At 44.4% G+C, this 19,145-nt stretch carries 13 protein-coding genes; 4 read left to right on the forward strand and 9 right to left on the reverse strand.

Annotated elements, in window-relative coordinates; genetic code table 11:
- Positions 1-129: 129 nt before the first annotated feature.
- Positions 130-1,701 carry a nitric oxide reductase transcriptional regulator NorR gene (norR, locus tag OZ660_RS11720; protein WP_274741033.1) on the forward strand — a complete coding sequence of 524 codons (1,572 nt, stop codon included), beginning with the start codon at positions 130-132 and terminating at the stop codon, positions 1,699-1,701.
- A 13-nt stretch (positions 1,702-1,714) separates the two neighbouring features.
- Here the strand turns inward: norR and OZ660_RS11725 are convergent, their stop codons facing one another.
- From OZ660_RS11725 to OZ660_RS11740, 4 genes are all read right to left on the reverse strand, one after another.
- Positions 1,715-2,212 carry a GNAT family N-acetyltransferase gene (locus tag OZ660_RS11725; RefSeq protein WP_274741034.1) on the reverse strand — a complete coding sequence of 166 codons (498 nt, stop codon included), beginning with the start codon at positions 2,210-2,212 and terminating at the stop codon, positions 1,715-1,717.
- Between the two features lie 15 nt (positions 2,213-2,227).
- Positions 2,228-2,548, reverse strand: coding sequence for a hypothetical protein (locus OZ660_RS11730; protein ID WP_274743454.1), 321 nt, complete (start codon positions 2,546-2,548; stop codon positions 2,228-2,230).
- 81 nt (positions 2,549-2,629) lie between these two features.
- Positions 2,630-3,016: a VOC family protein gene (locus tag OZ660_RS11735; protein WP_202261757.1), complete on the reverse strand. Its 387-nt coding sequence runs from the start codon at positions 3,014-3,016 to the stop codon at positions 2,630-2,632.
- A gap of 124 nt (positions 3,017-3,140) precedes the next feature.
- Positions 3,141-3,743 (reverse strand): LysE family translocator, encoded by a 603-nt coding sequence (locus OZ660_RS11740; RefSeq protein WP_274741035.1) that lies wholly within the window; start codon positions 3,741-3,743, stop codon positions 3,141-3,143.
- 255 nt (positions 3,744-3,998) lie between these two features.
- Here OZ660_RS11740 and OZ660_RS11745 point away from each other — a divergent pair, with 255 nt between their 5' ends.
- Positions 3,999-5,426 (forward strand): aminotransferase-like domain-containing protein, encoded by a 1,428-nt coding sequence (locus tag OZ660_RS11745; RefSeq protein WP_274741036.1) that lies wholly within the window; start codon positions 3,999-4,001, stop codon positions 5,424-5,426.
- 70 nt (positions 5,427-5,496) lie between these two features.
- Here the strand turns inward: OZ660_RS11745 and OZ660_RS11750 are convergent, their stop codons facing one another.
- Positions 5,497-6,087 (reverse strand): hypothetical protein, encoded by a 591-nt coding sequence (locus tag OZ660_RS11750; protein ID WP_202261760.1) that lies wholly within the window; start codon positions 6,085-6,087, stop codon positions 5,497-5,499.
- A gap of 224 nt (positions 6,088-6,311) precedes the next feature.
- Here OZ660_RS11750 and OZ660_RS11755 point away from each other — a divergent pair, with 224 nt between their 5' ends.
- Entirely contained in the window at positions 6,312-6,716 is a 405-nt protein-coding gene (locus OZ660_RS11755) for a hypothetical protein (RefSeq protein ID WP_202261761.1), read from the forward strand.
- Between the two features lie 45 nt (positions 6,717-6,761).
- Here the strand turns inward: OZ660_RS11755 and recD are convergent, their stop codons facing one another.
- Genes recD through recC form a run of 3 tightly spaced genes read right to left on the reverse strand, consistent with a single transcriptional unit; the run spans position 6,762 to position 16,177 of the window.
- Positions 6,762-8,702: an exodeoxyribonuclease V subunit alpha gene (recD, locus tag OZ660_RS11760; protein WP_274741037.1), complete on the reverse strand. Its 1,941-nt coding sequence runs from the start codon at positions 8,700-8,702 to the stop codon at positions 6,762-6,764.
- Between the two features lie 3 nt (positions 8,703-8,705).
- Positions 8,706-12,590: an exodeoxyribonuclease V subunit beta gene (gene recB, locus OZ660_RS11765; RefSeq protein ID WP_274741038.1), complete on the reverse strand. Its 3,885-nt coding sequence runs from the start codon at positions 12,588-12,590 to the stop codon at positions 8,706-8,708.
- Positions 12,587-16,177, reverse strand: a complete 3,591-nt coding sequence (recC, locus tag OZ660_RS11770; RefSeq protein WP_274741039.1) for an exodeoxyribonuclease V subunit gamma — start codon at positions 16,175-16,177, stop codon at positions 12,587-12,589. The genes recB and recC overlap by 4 nt, the downstream gene beginning before the upstream one ends.
- Positions 16,178-16,651: 474 nt before the next feature.
- Between recC and OZ660_RS11775 the strand changes: the two genes are divergently transcribed.
- A complete protein-coding gene (locus tag OZ660_RS11775; RefSeq protein ID WP_274741040.1) occupies positions 16,652-17,308 on the forward strand; it encodes a dUTP diphosphatase in 657 nt (218 codons plus the stop codon).
- A gap of 67 nt (positions 17,309-17,375) precedes the next feature.
- Here the strand turns inward: OZ660_RS11775 and OZ660_RS11780 are convergent, their stop codons facing one another.
- Positions 17,376-19,055, reverse strand: a complete 1,680-nt coding sequence (locus OZ660_RS11780; protein WP_274741041.1) for an AMP-binding protein — start codon at positions 19,053-19,055, stop codon at positions 17,376-17,378.
- Positions 19,056-19,145: the final 90 nt, after the last annotated feature.

Below are 19,145 nucleotides of genomic sequence, written 5' to 3' on the forward strand. Positions count from 1 at the left end.
ACGAAAAAATCAAGAACAAGAGAGTCAATATGACTCACCTTTAAAGTGAGTCTTTATGACACATTACATGCAATATGACCCAACTTGCGTTACAGTGGCTTTTACACTGTGAATTAAGGAGAGTTCTTTATGGCGCTTTCACAACGCGACCTACTCGCTTTCTGTGCAGAGTTACCAGCTCTTTTAGGAACGCCTGCCTGTTATCAAGACTGTATAGAACGATTATCGTTATTACTTAGCTGCCACACTATTGCTTTTCTAAAGCGCCAAGGAGATGTATTAATACCAGCAGCAATGAAAGGACTGAGCCTTGATACTATGGGCCGTCAATTCCATATCTCCTCTCACCCACGTTTTTCACAAATCGTCCATGCCTCGACGTTTGTAAAGTTTCCTGATGAATGTGAATTGCCCGATCCATTCGACGGTCTTTTATTAGGTCGAGAAGGCAATCTTCCCGTGCATTCGTGTATGGGATTTGCCATTCGACATAATGAAACCTTAATTGGTGTCGTAACCTTTGACAGCCTAAACCAAGGTGCTTTTGACGCTATTGATGAAAGATTGCTTGAAATTTTGGTTACTGCATTAACCGGGTTTTTCATCGCTGACATGCAGCTGCATACTTTAAAAATTCAAGTTAAGCATTCTGCACAACTTAAAGCAGCGCTAAGTCGCCCCGAAAACTTAACAGACGTCAATGAGTTCGTAGGGCAAAGCCGCCAAATGCAGGCATTAAAAAAAGAGATAGCGATGGTGGCGGCCACTGACTTTGCAGTACTTATCGTTGGAGAAAGTGGTACAGGGAAGGAGCTCGTAGCCCATGAAATTCATAGGCTATCCAACCGAAATGCTGAACCTTTAATTTACGTCAACTGTGCTGCACTACCCGAAAATCTTATAGAGAGTGAACTCTTTGGTCACGTCAAAGGTGCTTTCACTGGTGCACAAAGCTACCGAGCGGGTAAATTTAAAATTGCTGATGGCGGCACGCTGTTTCTTGATGAAATAGGTGAACTCCCTATGGCATCTCAAGCAAAGCTGCTTCGAGTATTACAAAGCCAAGAAATCCAACCATTGGGGCAAGACAAAATTGAGCAAGTTAATGTGCGCGTCATCGCAGCGACCAATCGTCAGTTAGAAAAAGAGGTTGAAGCAGGCCAATTTCGCGCCGACCTGTTCCACCGACTAAATGTTTACCCGCTGGCGATCCCGCGCCTTTCACAACGTAACGGTGATATTGTACTACTCACTGGATTTTTTATTGAAAAGCTTCGGCGCAAGTTAGGGCTTAGGCAATTGCGTGTTGAACAACCGGTGCTTGAGAGTATGGAGCGCTACAATTGGCCTGGTAACGTTCGAGAGCTAGAGCACTTTTTAACCAGGGCCGCAATAAAGGCGTCATCTGAGAAAAACAGTTATATCATCACCATTAAACTGGATGACTGCGAGGCACTTGCTGAGGGCCAAGCTACCTCTAAGCATGATGAAAGTGAAAGCAGTTCGCAACCGTCTCGTTTAGCAAGTGAACTTGTACTAAGAGAAGAGGTAGATAACTTTCAGCGCAATATCATCAGGCAAATATTAACCGAAGAGCAAGGAAATTGGACGCGAGCGGCCAAACGACTTAATTTAGACAGAGCCAATTTAGCGCGCCTAGCGAACCGCTTAGGCATAAGCGTAACGCGTGCTATTAGTTAGCACGCGTACACTTCTATTCGTCTTTTTTTAAAAGCGCATAGACAAATTTATCGTAAAACACATCCGCTTTAACGATAGCGCGCTTAAGTACAGCTTCTTGTGAAAAGCCACACTTTTCTAATAGGCGCATAGAGGCAACGTTACCCGAAAACACGGCGGCATGAATACGCACAATGTCTGTTGTATCAAATACTTCACAACATAACTGTTCGATAGCCTCTGCCATAAAACCCTGACGCCATGCTGATTTAGCCAACCAATAGCCAATCTCGCCAGAACGGGAATATTCGAACTCCCCTGGCATCACGCCTATACAACCAACGCACTGATTGTTTACAACTAGAGCACGCACCAGCCCTTGCTGACTGCCCTCTTCAACCCACCATTTTGCATCTATCTCGGTGTATGGCATGGGTATTTTGGTAGACAAGTAACGAGTCACATCACTGTCGTTCAGTATACTTACCAGTTGGGGTATGTCGTCCATTGAAAAGGCACGAAGGGTAACCAATTTAAATTCCTCGTCTCAATTAACATCAAAGGCATAGGTAAGTTTACAATCGATGTACTTTAGTATTTTATTGACCACTCTGGGTACTGAGACCTCTTGAATGCCACCATCAGTATGCGCGCATACAAAAATATCACACTCATCGTATTTTATTTGCTGGCGAATGAAATAATCATTCAGTTCGTCGAATAAAGACTCTTCAAGCGGTACTTCTCCGATAAAGACACCTTGATTATTGCTAGGATAGAAGCTTGCCCCAGCTATCTCTTTTTTCAGTGTATAAGCTTGCATCATATCTAAATTAAGCAAACGAAAGCTGACTTTTACTTGTGGCATTTTCACTACAAATAAGCCTTATTTTTACATTAATTGTCTTTAGAGCACGTTAAGCTTTGCTGTACGTTTTTGCAGCGAAGCTCAACACGCTTTAGTTACATTTACTCGCCAAGGAGGGTTAAGCCTGTTCTCTCCAGCCCAGTACAGCTTAATTTTATTGCCAGAAGGGTCTCGTAATATAGCTTCTTTCCACAAGTAGCGCTCAAGTGTAGGGGCTTGTTCAAATTCAATTCCCTGTTGCACTAAAGTGTCATACAGTAAGTCCAACTCCTCGTGTTCAAAATAGATCACAGACCCATTACTTACCTTTTCATCTTCTAATGAAAGTGAAAATGTGGCATTTCCCACCGGACAACTAAAACGCGCGTAATGTGGTGTATCGACAATTTGGGTAAACCCCAGTGCGAGGTAAAACGACACCGCCTTTTCCATATTATCAACCGGCAGCGTAATTTGATTGAGTTCCATCGAGGATTCCTTTCATGCATGAGTGCGCTGAAAATAATAACGCACTTTTAGGCGCGTGTTGACCTTTGCTGCAAACTGTTTTTGCAAAATTCCCGCAAAGATCAACAATAAAGGCAGATTGGCTTTACACGATAAGAAATAAGGTAGCAGCAGTCGCCGCGCCCATGGTTAAATTAAATGTCTTGCGCCGCGATGGAGAGCTCAACCACACACGCATTTTTGCGCCTGCAGCTGCCCATATTGAAATGCATGGGAATCCTATTACAGCAAACGCGACAACAATGGCGACGCCAGATTCAAAATAATGCTCTGTGGGCGATGAAAACGTACCTACACTGGCAAGGGCCATCATCCATGCTTTAGGGTTGACGAGTTGAAACAATGCACCTTGCCACCACGCTAGTGGGCCTTTTGTACTTGCTTGTTGCACTTCCAGTTCAGTAACGGGCGCCGTAGCTATTTTAAACGCCAGCCATAGAAGATAAGCAATACCTAATACTTTTAGTACGGTATACAGTGCTGGAAATACGGTAAATAGCGCACCAATGCCAAGCAGTGTGCTGATCATTAGCCCCGCCACTCCAATAACTATTCCAAACATGTGTGGCAACGATCTCACATAACCATACTGGGCACCTGATGCCAACAACATCATGTTGTTTGGACCAGGCGTTACTGTGCTAATAAACGCAAACGTACAAAGTGCCAAAAGAATCGAGAATTCCATAAGATTGAGCCCCCTTTAATAAAATATGATGACATTACAGATAAAGGTAACGCACTCAATCTGTATTAAACATACTCACAAAGCACAATATAAACCCATACAGTTATCATGAAATTGCAACTGTATGGTCAAAAACCATCCCATCTGTATGGTTACATAACAAAAAAATGCAGGATATACTCATGTGTAAGGCACATTAAACAGCGAATATAATCGCTCAAAAAAGCCCGCTTAAATAGGACAGGCGTAATACTGATGGCGTTATATATAGACTTAGCAGAACACCTTAAAGCTCAGATCAATCTTGGACGTTTTACCGCGGGCGACAAGTTACCCTCAGTCCGGCAGTTGTCTAAGGAGCACAATGTAAGCATTGCTACGGTACAAGAGGCCTATCGCGTATTAGAAGCCGAGCTTTATGCGCAAGCAAAGCCCAAATCGGGCTATTTTGTGCCAGCTACCATGCCGGGTGAAAACCTTCCTAAAATGACCAAACCACCTCAGCGCCCTATGGATGTCTCTCAATGGGAAGATGTTTTAGACATACTACTTAATACGTTTTCCAAAGACAGTGATATTGACGTTCGTTGTCAGTTTCAACACGCTATGCCAAACATGCATGCCAAAACACTGAAACCGCTAACTAAGCGCCTTTATGAGCTAAATAAGAATAGAGCTCTGGACGGAATGATATACGGCGATGTTAAAGGCGATGTGTCACTTAGAAAGCAACTTAGCCGCGTTGTAGCAGCGTCAGGTTGCCATCTGCATTTTGATGAATTTGTTGTGACATCAGGATGCCAAGAAGCATTGTCAGTGTGCCTTCGTGCAGTTGCCGAGGCTGGCGATATCATTGCCGTTGAGTCACCGGGGTTTTATGGGGCGATGCAGGCGATTAAAGGCGCTAACTTAAAAGCATTGGAAATACCTACCGACTCACATACGGGACTGAGTTTAGAGGCGTTGAAGCTTGCCGTCGATCAGTGGCCGGTAAAAGCCATCCTTGTCACACCTACGGTAAACAATCCTCAGGGCTTTGTAATGCCGGATGAAAAGAAAAAAGCGCTGTATGCATTGGCCCGAGAATATGACATCGCGATTATAGAAGACGATATCTATGGTGACATTGCTTATTCCTATCCTCGGCCTCGCACTATTAAATCTTTTGATGAAGATGGCCGCGTACTCCTTTGCTCTTCATTTTCAAAAACTCTCGCGCCTGGTTTTCGCGTAGGATGGATTGCTCCAGGGAGTTTTCGAAACAAGGTGCTACACGTAAAATATGTGACAAGCTCAATGTGCCCCACACTACCCCAACTTGCCATTGCAGATTTTATTGAACAGGGTGGATACGACCGTCATTTGCGTGCAATGCGTCAAGATTATCGCCTAGCCCGGGATGCACTCCTCAAAGATATCAAACAGTATTTTCCAGCAGACACCTGTGTTAGCTATCCCGAGGGAGGCTATGTATTGTGGGTAGAGCTCAATGCAAAATACGATTGTGTAAAGCTGGCAGAAAATGCAAAGTCATACGGCATTTTCATTGCGCCGGGGCAGCTATTCTCAGCAACCGGAAAGTATCGCCATTGCCTTAGGTTTAATTTTATCGACGGTACATCAGCGCAACGAAGCGACGCCATTAAGCAGCTAGGAATATTAATAAAGTCGCTGAAAACTTAAAGGAATTGCATTAATCAAACGCGCTAGGCGTGCAAGTGCGTTTATGCTTTTTTAGGTTCCAGCGTAAGCGTTATTTACCCGCTTTTATACTCTCAGTTAACTTATCGGCCTCGCGTTCTAATTTAAGCGCGCTAATTGCACCTTTTTGAAAATCTATTTCCAATAAGAGTAAACGCTGGGTTTTATCAAGCACATCTAAATAGACGTGGGCATCTATTGACTGACTGCGTTTTAAGTTAATTAAGTTTTCGTTTAAATCACTCAACGTTGTGCCTGATAAGTTTGTACTGACTATTTCATAAGACACAAATACATCGAGGTACTCAGGAAAAGGCGGTCTATTTCTTTCATAAAACGTCTCTTCGTCTGGTTTTTCGTCAGATAGTGAATCAAAGTAACGTATAATTTCAGACGTATACTGACGACTTTGTTGTACCGACGACACTGCTGCACTTAGCAACTTTATCACTTTTTCCTTCTCTGTTTGCTTAGCCTCATATTCTGAAATAGAAATCGCCAGAATGACGCCTATCAAGGTAGCAAGCAACGTCAGAAAAAAATTTATCCCTGTTTGATAGCGTTCAATTGTAGGTTTGAATCGCGGAAAAAACGTGAAGGCGCCAAGCAGACTCAGCACAACAACCAGAGCAGCATAAATCATTAATTATCTTATACTTATTATAATTTCATGGTGTTACTATAACAAAAAACGTTACAAATACGACATGAAATACAACCAGACTGCGCAGAAGTTTACCCACTCTTGGAGGGTAAACTCCTATGTGGATTGGTATAACTATCTAAAAACCTCTTGATCCACATCAACGCATACCGGCATGGCTTTGCCCACAATAAAGTCATCTAAACTTGTGTATGAATTTGCGTATGCTCACCCTCGTAAACAACACCAATACCAATGATGACATTCATCCAGAAGAACACGGACTTTATAGGTTGTACATCAAGCCTGATACACAGATAGCGGTAGAAACTAAGCCTGTATTTGGCGCCAACATTACCTTTCATGAGAGCGTATTGACCCACGCTAGCTTTATTGCGAAACCTGATAACATTATTGGTTGGCTAGATCATGGAGGCCTATCATATTTCTGCGTGAGCAATGGCCCAACTGACTCCTCAGATGTCGCCACATCAACACTTCTGCCTTCTCAATTCTTGAACAACGATGGTGGCATTTTACGTGTGTGTAGTGATACACGAATTTACCTCATAGCGAGAAATCCAATTGACATACATAAGCATGGATTGTGTTTTTTCTCTCCGCTGTAATATTTGCTATTGAACAAATGCTTCAAAAGAAGGGTTTAGCGCCTACTAATTTGATAAGTAATCTATTGCAGACGATAAACCAGAAAAACGTTTATCAACCTTCCCAACCATGTCATTAAACGTGGGAACATCAGAAATAATCAAACACCCTGATTTCGCCCTGGTAAGGCCGGTGTAAACCAATCCGCGGTGAAACAAGTTTGCCGCCTTTTCGCTTTCAGGTTTAGGTAGGATCAGCACAACTTGAGAAAACTCTGAGCCCTGAGATTTGTGAATAGTCATCGCAAACACGGTTTCAAACTGAGGAATACGTGATAATGCGAGACTTCTATACCCGCCTTCTTGCGAATCAAACCACGCGTAAAGCTTACCAGTACTATCGGGCCAAATAATGCCTACTTCACCATTAGAAAGACGCTGTGGGTGATGGTTTTTAAGGATCATAATGGGCTGACCTTGATAAAAACGCCCTTCTCTACGCCTTATTTTATGCTTTATCGCATCAAAGACTCGCTCATTGAGCCCTTCTACGCCCAAGTCACCTTTTCGAATAGGCGTTAGCCACCGAACATGGTTTAACTGAGTCATAGCAGAGGCAACATCAGATGCCTCTAAAAGCGGTATAAAACACTCCTTAGCAAGTGCGATCACATCCTGTTTGCGAAGTACAGGCGCATCAAGCAAATGAACACCTTCCTGTAAGAAGCCGGTTTTCTCATTCTTACCATCCGCGCTTGCATCTAGTGCATATGTGTCCATGGCCTGTATTGCTTTATCAGCGTCGCCACATTTAATAGCTGTTGCTACCTCAGCCACTTGCCCTTTAAACCGCTGCGGTGCTTGTAGCGTAGCAACCCAAGATTTTGCTTTCTCATCAAGTGGTAAAAGCGGTAGATGAGGACACAAGGTAGCGACATGTTGCCGCATGATTGTGGGCACAGCCCCTAGTGTCGTTGTATCATCATTCAATGTGTGTTCACGTTGTACAAGTTGTTCAAGCACGTTACCTAACTCCACGGCAGGTAACTGGTCAGCATCACCAATAAAGTAAAGCCTTGCTGTAGGCGGGAGCGCTCGAATAATACGAGCCATAAGTGCTAAGTCGACCATACTTGCTTCATCAACAATAAGTACGTCGGCATTTAATGGGTGATGTCTATGGTATTGCGTGCTTACAGTATACTCTCTAAGTCCCAACAGTCGGTGAATCGTCACTGCATTCGTTGGCACCCGTGACAATATCTCATCGTCAATCTTATTTCGAAGTGCTTCAATGCTGTTAGCAATTGACTCTGTCATTCGCTGTTGAGCTTTACCCGTTGGCGCGGCTAACACAATATTTAGCGAGCTATCTACCGCTTGTAGTGCAAGTAACAAGCGCAGCACCGTATAGGTCTTACCCGTACCCGGCCCGCCGTTAATGACACCAAACCGCTGTACCAGGCTTTTTGCCACTGCCACTTGCTGCCAATCTTGCTCTTGCACAGATTGCACATCAAACAAAGCGGGCCAAATGGCCTTTACTCTTGCTATTGCGTGCTCATCAAGCGCGTCAAAAGCGGTTCTTTGAACCACACTTTTGGCAATTTCTTGTTCAAACTCAAAATACCTTTTACTGTAAAAACGGCCATTATCATAAACAAATAGCTGAGCAACTCGCTCATTCTCAAATGCTTTTTTCACTATGCGCAGCAGCGGTGTTAGCGAAGGAAAATGGATGCCATGTTTATCTTGCCCCTCTTTCTTTTCTTCGTCTGTCGCAGATACGTGCTCAAATAGTCGTTGATTGGCAATATCAGCAAGAGATACACAGCTATGCCCATTGCGCTGCATAAACGAAAGGCATACCAACAACCCCGTCCAAACCTCTACGTCGCTTTCATCCAGTCCTTCAATAACACCGAACTCTCTTGCAATAAATTTATCAATTGCCTCGATACCTGCGAGTTGTTCTAGCACGTCCTGTACCGTTTGAAGATGACTCATGTACTACTCCCAATCATCGTCGAAGCTAAATTGCTGTTGAGCTGACACCGTTTCGCTTGCACTTTCGTCGCGAGCAGAGTGAACTGGTTCGTCTAATAACGCTGCACTGGTGTCGTTTTTGTCTGTGACACTATCGGTAACTGCACCAAATACGGCGTCTAATCTCAGTAATAGCTCAGTACTAATTTCGCAGTAAAAGACGCCCTCCCCCGTGCTATTTCCGGGGTGCATCCCACGCAAATAGAGGTAATACACGCCGCCAAAGTGTTCGCTTGGTTCATAGTTGTTAAGGGTATTACCTAGGTATCGGTGCAGCGCAAGACAATAGATAAGATACTGTAAGTCGTACAAGTGGTGTTGGTTGTTCTCGAACAGCGCCTCAGGTTTATAATGAGAGACGCTGTCGCCTAGCCATGTTGACTTATAATCAGCGACATAAAATTTACCTTCATGCTCGAAAATAAGATCGATAAAACCATGCATCATGCCTTCGAGTTGCTCAGTAATTAGTGAAGGGGCAGCGTGCGCTTGCCCGCCTATTTTTTCAAAAACTGAATGACGATGCTGGGTAAGGATATCTTGCAACGCGCTCCATTGGCTCTTTGCCAATGGAAAATAAAATTCTGCCTCTCGCAAGGTTTGTTGTAAGGTCAAATCACACAGCGAAAGCTGCACGTTAGGAAATAAGGGCGTCTGCAAAACTTCATCAAGCCATTCATAAAGCGCCGGCGTCTGCGCTTCATCTAGACCAAAGCGCGCAATCATTTCTGTGCCTGTTTCTTCCCACTGAGGTTCACTAAAATCATTTTGCTCGAGTAAATCGTGCAGTAAGTTACCAGCACTTGCTCCTTTAGCTAACGTAAATCGCAATGCATTTGTATCTAAAAGTGTATCGGGTTCATGTACGTCAATATCAAAACTGGATAGCGTGTTTTCTGTAACAATTTCTTCGTCGCGTACCGTTTGCATCACGGGAATACTTGGCATGCTTATGCCGTTATCAACGTTGCTAGCATATTGACCTTGGGTATTGATATAGGTTGTTAAGCGGCTTAGTGCTGAAAATGAATATAATCGCCACTCTTCACTACTGGTGCCAGTAAACTGTAATGCATACAGCTCAGGTGCCACGTCATTATTATTGACCGCTGTGTAGGTATCCACGGTTTCATCACCGTTAATATGACAAGCAAACGCCTCATTTTCTATGGCAATACCTTCAAGCGCATCTCCCCAGTTCAGCGGCCCATTATCAATATTCATCGCTCGGGCCAAAGCACTTTTTTCATTGCCATCTAATGGCAATATTCCCATGTAACAGCGATGTGCAGCACGGGTTACCGCCACATAGGCTAGCCGCATATCTTCGGCCGCGCCTTCTGCGCGCACCCGTGAAATAGCCTGTTTGGTTTGCCCTAATTGCAACTGCAAATCTTCTTTTTGCTCATCATAGTAAGTAAAGATGTTCGACATGGATTTACCATTTCGTGCGGCATCTTTATACGCTGTAGCGAAAGGAATAAATACAATAGGATACTCTAACCCTTTGGACCCGTGCTGGGTGATAAGTCGTATAAGCTGACTATCGCTCTCTAAGCGCAGCGTCAGTTCTTCGTCGCTATCAGGCTGGTGTATTTGATGATTCAACCAATCTAAAAGCTGTTCAGGACGTTGGTGGGTGGTACTGGCTTTTTCAAGCACTTCGGCAAGATGTTGATAATTGGTAAGTGCGCGCTCTACATCACTACCAAAGGGCTGGTAGCTAGATTGCATGAGATACAGCAGCACACTCATACAACCTTTTTGCAGCCACATCTCGCGCAGCGTCATTACCTTGTCGAACGCGCGATCCCACAATGCATCGTTCTCATGATAAAGCAGTTCAATAAGTGTCTGTGGACTATACCCCCATAATGGCGACGCTAAACTCGAAGCCACTTTGTTATTGTCTGTCGCGTGCCAGATGCCACTTAATAAGCGCAAGACATCTTTGGCTTCTGGCGTTGCAAATAAGTTACTTCTGTCGCTGAGGTAAACACTGGCGATCCCTTTTTGACCGAGCACATACTTAACAATATTTGCTTCTGTTCTATCTTTCACCAAAATGGCGATATCTGCTGGTCTTACTGTGCGCTGACAAGCCCCCTCTACGAAATACGCTTCGTTTAGCAAGCGGTAAATTTCTTGCGCTATCCAACTGGCCATATTACGACGCATAGAGGTGGCGTCCTGCTTGTCGTCCATGTGCATACTGACGTAATTCATCGCACTTCGCGTCGCGCTTTGTGGTGAGTTACCGTCACTCAAAGGGTCAAATAACGGAGTATCGGCTGCACTTGCTTTAGGTGTGAATTCCACTGGGTTGTAATTAATGCCAAAACCAAACACATCACTAGGTTCACCGGTAGCCACAGGTGCACCATAAAACAGACGATTATACGCTTTAACCATACCCTCTACCGAACGCCAATTGGTATTCATTACCCAGCGAAAATCCGCTTGCCTTCCCGCTTTAAGGTAGGTGAATATGTCACCGCCTCGAAAGCGATAAATAGCCTGTTTAGGGTCGCCTATCATCAATAGCGCGCTATCGACTTTTAAAGACGCGGACGCCTCAATTTTTTCTACTCCTTCATCCAGGTTTACTTGCATTGCATTGGCGTTTGGATAGACCGCATCAAGGATTGCGTATTGTTTAGCGTCAGTGTCTTGAAACTCGTCGATTAAGGCAACAGGAAAGCGCCTTCGCAATTCAGGCACCAGCGTATTGTTGGGTTTGATCACCTCTTCGGCTAACATACGGATTAAATCATCGAAGTCGATAATACCTAATTGCTTTTTCTGTTGTGCCACACGTGTTTTGATAAAACCAATAGCGTCTTCAATTAAGCGAAAAACCGGTATTAGTGCAATGGCCGCTTCTTTGTCAGCCACCGCTTCGTCAATCGCTTTGGCTAAATCCTTAATGGGACTAAGTATTTCTTTAACCCCTGACTTGTTTCGCGCATAACGCCTGCCATCCAAAAACGCCTGCGCTTGGGGCGGTGCTGCCACATAAATCTTTTCGTCAATAACACTACGCAGCCACGCTTTCAGTGCGGCCAGTTCTTGTGGTCGCTCTTTTTTATGGGCAGGTGTTTTTATTAACTGCTCAACCAGTAGTTCTTCATTGTCTTCTATCTGACGAAAATGAAAAGCAAATTGGGATAACGCGGTTTCATCACTATCTTGTAATGTATTGATGAATGCGTCTTCGATGGCGTCTTCATCTAACAATAACGGCGTTAGCGTACTTCTCACGCTAGTATTAAATTCTGACAACAACCGTTCAGGAACATGCCATCCAGACTGCGCGAGTAGCAGAAAGTCGTCTTCGTTCACAGAGACTTTTCGAATGTAATCCTCGGCCGCTTGCAGGTAAAGTTCTCCGGTGTCATTGCCTAAATTCAATGACATTGCAAATCCGCTATTAAAGGCCAGCTGAGCAATAACGTGCTGACAAAAACCATGTATTGTGAATACCGACGCTTCATCAAGCTCTAATTGCGCAGCTTTCAGACGTGCAAGACTTTCATCGACATCGTTGTTGTTAAATAAGTGGATGTAGACAGGATCGCAATCATCTGCAATTACGCCGCCATTATCTTTAGCGTGTTGCCATATTTTCGTAGCCTCCCGCAGCGTTTTTGCTACCCTGCCCTTAATTTCTTCGGTTGCCGCCTTGGTAAAGGTCATTACCAGAATATCTTTAACAGTAAGCTTTTTCTCAAGTAAGAACCGTAGGTAAAGACGCGTTATATTGAACGTCTTTCCTGTACCTGCACTCGCTTCAATGAGATGCCTGCCATAAAGCGGCATGGCTACGACATCTAATAATTGTGTGGTCATAGTTTTTCCTCCACACTGGCATTGGCTACCATCGAAAACAACAAAAGGCCTTGCACTTTAGGCATATCACGCCAAGAAACACCTTGCGGAAATAACCATTTAAGATAAGGATTGTTAGCCATATCGGCACTAAAAGGGCCCGAAGACTGTTGCCAGTTTCTTATCGCACGTTGGCCTTCAGGGCCATCAAAGAGCTTTGTTGCCTCAACAATGAGTTTGGTTACATGCTCACTCGTTGAACTTGATTCTTCAGCGCATGCTAACAGCGCACTGGCGATCTCGTTGAAATATTCTGGCTTAGCCTGACTAACAATAGCGGCAGAATCTGACTTGCGTTTACCTGGCACTAGTTCAGCAATCAAACTTGCATAAAGTGGTGTAGGTGCTGTGTAAATAGTGACAAACAGCGATTCAATGAACAACAGAAGCTGCTGTGCGGTTTCTTTTTCTAGCGCTGCAAAACGCCTTTTCATCAGCGTTGTTTCGCCCTTTTCCCAATCGCAATAGAAAATATCCAATGGGTACTGTGAATACGTTGTCGCTTCATCACTGCTGGAAAAAACGAGTTGCAAGATAAAAAAGCCAAGGGCACGAATATCGTTAATTTTCCCCGCACACAGTTCAACAAGCGCGCCACTTGCTTCAAAAGCCGAGGCGGTAAACGTAAGATGGCGTCCCTTAAAACTGGCTGTTTTGGGTTCGGCGTCATGAGGTCCCATGGCTTGATTTAAGGCTAGCGCACCGGCCTTCCACATTTCAAGCTCTTCTCTTGCGACTGGGTTATCGGGAATATCTCCTCTAAGCGCTGCAAATTCAATGACTTGTTGGCTATAAGCTTGGGTGCTCAATTCATCGTTTGTTGCTTGAGCCCTTTCAGGTGACGAGAAAATAGCGTCGAGCACTTGATAGCGAACAAGCGCGTTAGTTTCAAACGGTTCGCTATTTTCTAACAGCGTGAATGATTGGGTTAAGTTCACACCTAAGCGCTGTATCGAGAAAAAGGCTAATGGATCGCTAAATGCCCTTGCAACTTGCATGGCAGATAGTCGCATTTCTGCCACATCTGATGTGCCATTTTGTGAGCGGGGCATGTCGATTGTTAAGGCTTCATTGTGCGGTGACTGTGTCTGCGTGTCTTTAGAAACGTCATCACTAACGTTGGCGTTTTCAATGCGCGTGCGCCTTAATGCATCAGCAAGTCTCAACCATCCCGTTTCATAACTTGGCAACATACCAGTAAAGCCGCTTTCGCTAAATGGGTGAAGCGGTGCCTGTATAACATAGTCAGAAAGTGGCACACCATAGCCCACTGACAGCATATCCATAAACTCAGCGAGGACTAGACTTGGCTGCCGCTCACTATTATTGGTAACGTCATTCCCTTGATAGCTAAGATATAAGCTTTCACGAGTGGATATAATCGCTTCTAAAAATAAATAGCGGTCTTCTAGACGACGAGAGCGATCACCTATACGCCGCTCAGGCCCAGCCATTAGATCGAGTCCAAGCGGTGTCGACTTACGTGGAAATTCACTGTCATTAAGGCCTAAAATACACACCTTCTTAAAAGGAATACTGCGCATTGGCAGCATAGAGCACACCGTTACTTGCCCTGTCATAAAGTGGTTGCCAGCATCCGGGGAAGAAAAACGGTTGAGCAATAACTCCCTTATCTGGCGCAAACTCAGTTCATGGGAATAGTTGGCTTCATCACAACGCGCAGATAAATCTGCAGCGACTTTAGCGATAAGATCCCAACTGTGCTCTTGATCTCGCGTTGGCGTAAAACACGCATCTCTAAGTGCTATCAGGTCCTTTGCCCATTCTTGAGGCGTTCTTGGTAGCGTAAGCTCGCGAGCGTAGTTACCCAGCAATTCAATGACCTCAATGAGCTTGCCTAAGGTAAGTACCCGTTGCCCTTCCACATCGGGAATAGTGAGAAGGTTGTCAACAACTATCTCGTGATCAGGTGCTAACATACCCATTAATAGCCGTCGAATACCCCACCACCAACTATAAGTATCTTGGTCTGTAACACCTTCTGACACCACATTTTTATGCGTACTATTAAGTCCCCAATGTATATGCGCCTGTTTCAACCACACAACCATTTGGTCAATATCATCCTGGCTTACCGAAAAGCGCTTTTGCACCGCATCCAGCTGCAGGTAATCCATAATATCAGATACACCAAAGCGACTATCTGGTAGTTGCAATAATGCCATATACGCCGCTATGAGTGGCTCAGCGTCCATGGGACTTCTATCTGCGATAGAGCAAGGTAACCTGACAGGTCCATTATCTATCATCGCTTTCGTGCCCACACGATGAAACACAGCATCAACAAAAGGCGCGTAATTTTCGATAGCAGGACACATCACCAGAATATCGGAAGGCGTACGGGTTTTATCCTGCGAGAGCCAATGCAATAAATGGTCGTGCAACACCTGAACTTCACGCAGCGCCGAGTGCGTGCACATAATAGTAACGCTGTCATCTTCGCGTTTAATTGTGTGGTGCTCACCTTGTTTGCAAAGGGTAGACGGCGCTTCTGCTTTGAGAATATCGTTATGAATGTAATCGAGCAGAGAGTAGGTTTCTTCTGCGCTTTGCTCACTATCCATAGCAGCCTTTTCAGCACTATCTATTGAGGCTATGTCTGGAATTTTTGGGGAATCAAATGCACTTATTTCAAAGGTATCAAGCTCGGTTAGCAGGTTAAATAGCTCTCTTCCCTGCTTACCTAAATTTCCCAGTAATGGGTTTGGTTGCTCCTGACTCATCCATTTCTCAAGGCCCTCCATACGCAACTGTTTAGCTTGCTCACTACCACTTTTTGCGTCGCCCCAGTAATTCACACTGGGGTTCAAATGAAATATGTGAATATCGATATGCTCAGCGAGGGCATCGAAAAACGATATCAACTGCGGCGCCATAGTGTTAATGGCAAATACGATAATTCGAGAAGGAAGAGCGCTTGTACTTTGTCCTTCTGACAGCGCTTGCAACGTAAGCTGATGCAACCTTGCAGGGTGAAGAGCCTCTTCTTTTACCAAAAGCCGCCAAATTTCACTTTGCCATATTTCCATATCATCAAAAACGACGCGCTGATTTTGCTCCCAAGCAAACAGCCAGTCAGGGCGATAAAGCAAGTACTGTTCGTATACATCCGCAAGCGCGGTAGCTAGTTGCAAGCGTTGTGCGCCCTGCTCTAACTCATTACCAGCACTACGCCAGTATTTGTTAACCTGTTCAAATGCACTTGTTTCCATAAGCGAAGCGTCTTGCAACAAATTGTCAATTCGCCAAGTAAGTACTTCACGACGATAAGGTGATTGCTTGGGGACTTTATCACTCCCGAGTACGGTGCGAGCCGTATTCCACATAAAACGTACTGGTAAGGGAAAGTCGATGTTCATTGCCACGCCCTGCGCATGGGCTAGCTGCATGCTAACCCAGTGCTGCATACCAGGACTTTCAACCAAAATAGTTTCAGGCGTAAACACGCCATTGGGTTGCTGCTGAAGCAATGTGGTAAGAAGAAAACTTAAATGCTCTAGTTTGTTTGATGGGTAAAGGGCAAGCAATCTCAAAATCCTTTATAAATCGAGCTTTTATATCGACACAGTTATAGGACTATGAGTGTATCGCAATGACGGGCACAGTTACATCATCACGCTCTAGGATACAGACAAAAAAAAAACCCACACAGACCTCAGGACACGAAAAATCTGTATGGGTAAGGTTTACGGGCTGCCCAGTAACAACGTGAATAAGCGTTGCCTGGCACTCATTCACGTTAGCGCTACTGCTCAGCACAGTTAACAAAAAAGGTTTTGCAGTAACAATGCCAACATTAAAAGAATTAATTATCAATAACTTACATCCACCCTTTTATTTAAAGAAAGCCTTTTCTCATTTGCTTTGGTGCAAGTGCACCATTTAGAAGCACTCTTTGAACATGGAATCGACATGGGTTGGGCAAAGCGCTTTTGCCAAAGCGCCCATTACAGTACAATCGCTCTTATTAATTTGCTCTAACCATCAACTCAGGAGTTTCGATGTTAACCGCACAACAGCTTGCGACAATGTTAAACCTACAAGATAAAATGAATTCTAAAGTCAATCCTGATTGGCTGAACGCAGGATATGGGTATCTGCGTGCCGCAATGGTGGAGTCTGTAGAAGCAATAGAACATCACGGTTGGAAATGGTGGAAGGCGCAGCAAAAAGATTTGCCACAACTTCAGATGGAACTTGTTGATATCTGGCATTTCGCATTAAGCGCTTGCATCATAGAATACAAAGGTGACATTTCGGCTTCAGCACAGAGCATTGCTGCCCAGTTAGCAAGTGGCAATACCACTGTCACGTTTGATGGTAAAGACTACGATGCATCGAACCAATCGTTACTTGATAACCTAGAGCTAATGACTGGCTTGTGTGCTGCTAAACGTTTTAGTGTTCCTCTTTTTATGTTTATCGTTGGTCAATGCGACATGTCTGCTGACGAACTTTATCGTCAATACGTGGGTAAAAACGTGTTGAACTTCTTCCGCCAAGACAACGGCTATAAAGAGGGAAGTTATATTAAAGTTTGGCAAGGCAGAGAGGACAACGAACACCTTGTTGAAGTGATGGATGAATTAGACTTGTCTAAGGCTGAATTTAGCGACCTGGTTTACGAAGGGCTGAAGTCTCGCTACCCTTCTGCTTAAACCCTAAGTGCTTAGTCAAAAAAAAAGGCTCTACATTTGTAGAGCCTTTTTTAACCAAGGTACTGTGTTAGGCGTCAACCCAAACTAACTTGTCGCTGTATGTTCCTTGAATAATGTCTTCAAAGCGCTCTTCAAGCACGTGTCGCTTAACTTTAAGCGTTGGAGTGAGTAGATCATTTTCAATGCTCCATTCATTTTTCATTACCACAACGCGGTCCATAACTTGGTGACTTTCGAGTTTAGCGTTTATTGCCTCAAATGTTTTCTTCAGGCTCGCTTCAATTTCAGCCTTGTCCTTCTTCTGCGCTTCCTCACTTAGCACAAGTAATGCGACAGGCTGAGGTAGGTTAGTACCGGTTACACACACCTGCTCAACAACTGGGTTTTCCATAAACTTAGCTTCGATAGGCGCTGGCGTCACATATTTGCCCTTTGCCGTTTTAAAGATATCTTTAAGACGACCCGTTATTTTCACATACCCGTCAGCATCAATAACACCTTTATCCCCAGTGCGAAGGTAGCCATCTTCGGTAAAGACTTCTGCTGTCTTTTCTGGCTCTAAGTAATACTCAAGCATGTTACACGGAGACTTAACTTGAATTTCGCCCTCTTCAGACGTGCGAATATCAACGCCGTCATAAGGTCTGCCAATGCAGCCTATTTTGTCGTGTCTAAACGGAACGCTGCCGGTACCATAGGCGCTATTTTCAGTCATACCCCACCCTTCTGAGATATTAATACCGATTTTTGCAAACCACTCGATAACCGCTGGCGCTAGTGGCGCAGAACCACTTGCCCATAAGCGAGCATTGTTAATCCCAAGCCCATTGCGAATTTTCTTCGCTACAATCTTGTTAAGAAATGGAATTTTAAGCAGCGTATCTAATTTTTTCTGTGGCATCTTCGCCAATACACCCATTTGGAACTTCGTCCATAAACGCGGTACAGAAATAAATAGCGTTGGCTGGCAATGACCAACATCACGCTGGAACGTCGACAAGTCTTCTACAAAATGGATTTTACCGCCGCTGTAGTAACTCGACAGTTCAACCAACACACGCTCGGTAATATGCGCTAGCGGCAAATAACTCATAGTGCGGTCGTTTTCATTGATACCCAGTTGGTCTAACGAACGTCGTGCTGCCCAACATGCCGTATTATAGCTATGGACTACACCTTTAGGCTGACCAGTGCTGCCCGAGGTGTAGATAATGGTCATGATGTCATCCATATCTTGCACCGGCGAGTCAGTGATAGGCGCGATAGCCATAAACTCGTCCCACTGCTGCTTTGTAGCAATATTCGGATAAGGGAAAGCAACGGTTAAATATTCAGATGGAATTGAAGCGACTTGTTCTGCAGTGTTATCTAATTTACCCACAAACAATAATTTCACGTCAGCGTGTTTCAACACATATTGCACTGTGTCAGGACCGGCTGTAGAGAAAATAGGTACAGAAACGTGACCTGCCATCATGATACCAAGGTCAGTAATGAACCACTCTGCGCAGTTCTTCGAGAAAATCCCTATACGGCTTCCAGCAGGAAATGCCATTTCACGCAAACGTGCCGCGACTGTGCGTGCCTGCTCTGCTACCTGCTTCCATGTAAAGTCATGATACTCGCCCTTTATGGGCTGTGTTAAGAAGACGTCGTCACCACGGGTTTGTTCCCAGTGGTACAACATAGTCAATGGCGATTTAATTACTTCCGTGCTGTTGGCATTTGCTGTCATATCTAGCGGCATAGGTCACTCATTTGTTGTTATAATGTAGCTCATTTTTACAATGATTTCACAGACTTCTAATAAGCCTTATTTTTCTTTGAATGACAAGCT

The sequence above is a fragment of the Alteromonas sp. 009811495 genome (assembly GCF_028865455.1).
Taxonomy (GTDB): Bacteria; Pseudomonadota; Gammaproteobacteria; order Enterobacterales; family Alteromonadaceae; genus Alteromonas.

Coding starts and splice junctions, on each gene's coding strand:
- norR (WP_274741033.1), top strand. CDS start 130: ATGGCGCTTTCACAACGCGACCTACTCGCTTTCTGTGCAGAGTTACCA.
- OZ660_RS11730 (WP_274743454.1), bottom strand. CDS start 2,548: ATGCCACAAGTAAAAGTCAGCTTTCGTTTGCTTAATTTAGATATGATG.
- OZ660_RS11735 (WP_202261757.1), bottom strand. CDS start 3,016: ATGGAACTCAATCAAATTACGCTGCCGGTTGATAATATGGAAAAGGCG.
- OZ660_RS11740 (WP_274741035.1), bottom strand. CDS start 3,743: ATGGAATTCTCGATTCTTTTGGCACTTTGTACGTTTGCGTTTATTAGC.
- OZ660_RS11745 (WP_274741036.1), top strand. CDS start 3,999: ATGGCGTTATATATAGACTTAGCAGAACACCTTAAAGCTCAGATCAAT.
- OZ660_RS11750 (WP_202261760.1), bottom strand. CDS start 6,087: ATGATTTATGCTGCTCTGGTTGTTGTGCTGAGTCTGCTTGGCGCCTTC.
- OZ660_RS11755 (WP_202261761.1), top strand. CDS start 6,312: ATGCTCACCCTCGTAAACAACACCAATACCAATGATGACATTCATCCA.
- recD (WP_274741037.1), bottom strand. CDS start 8,702: ATGAGTCATCTTCAAACGGTACAGGACGTGCTAGAACAACTCGCAGGT.
- recB (WP_274741038.1), bottom strand. CDS start 12,590: ATGACCACACAATTATTAGATGTCGTAGCCATGCCGCTTTATGGCAGG.
- OZ660_RS11775 (WP_274741040.1), top strand. CDS start 16,652: ATGTTAACCGCACAACAGCTTGCGACAATGTTAAACCTACAAGATAAA.
- OZ660_RS11780 (WP_274741041.1), bottom strand. CDS start 19,055: ATGCCGCTAGATATGACAGCAAATGCCAACAGCACGGAAGTAATTAAA.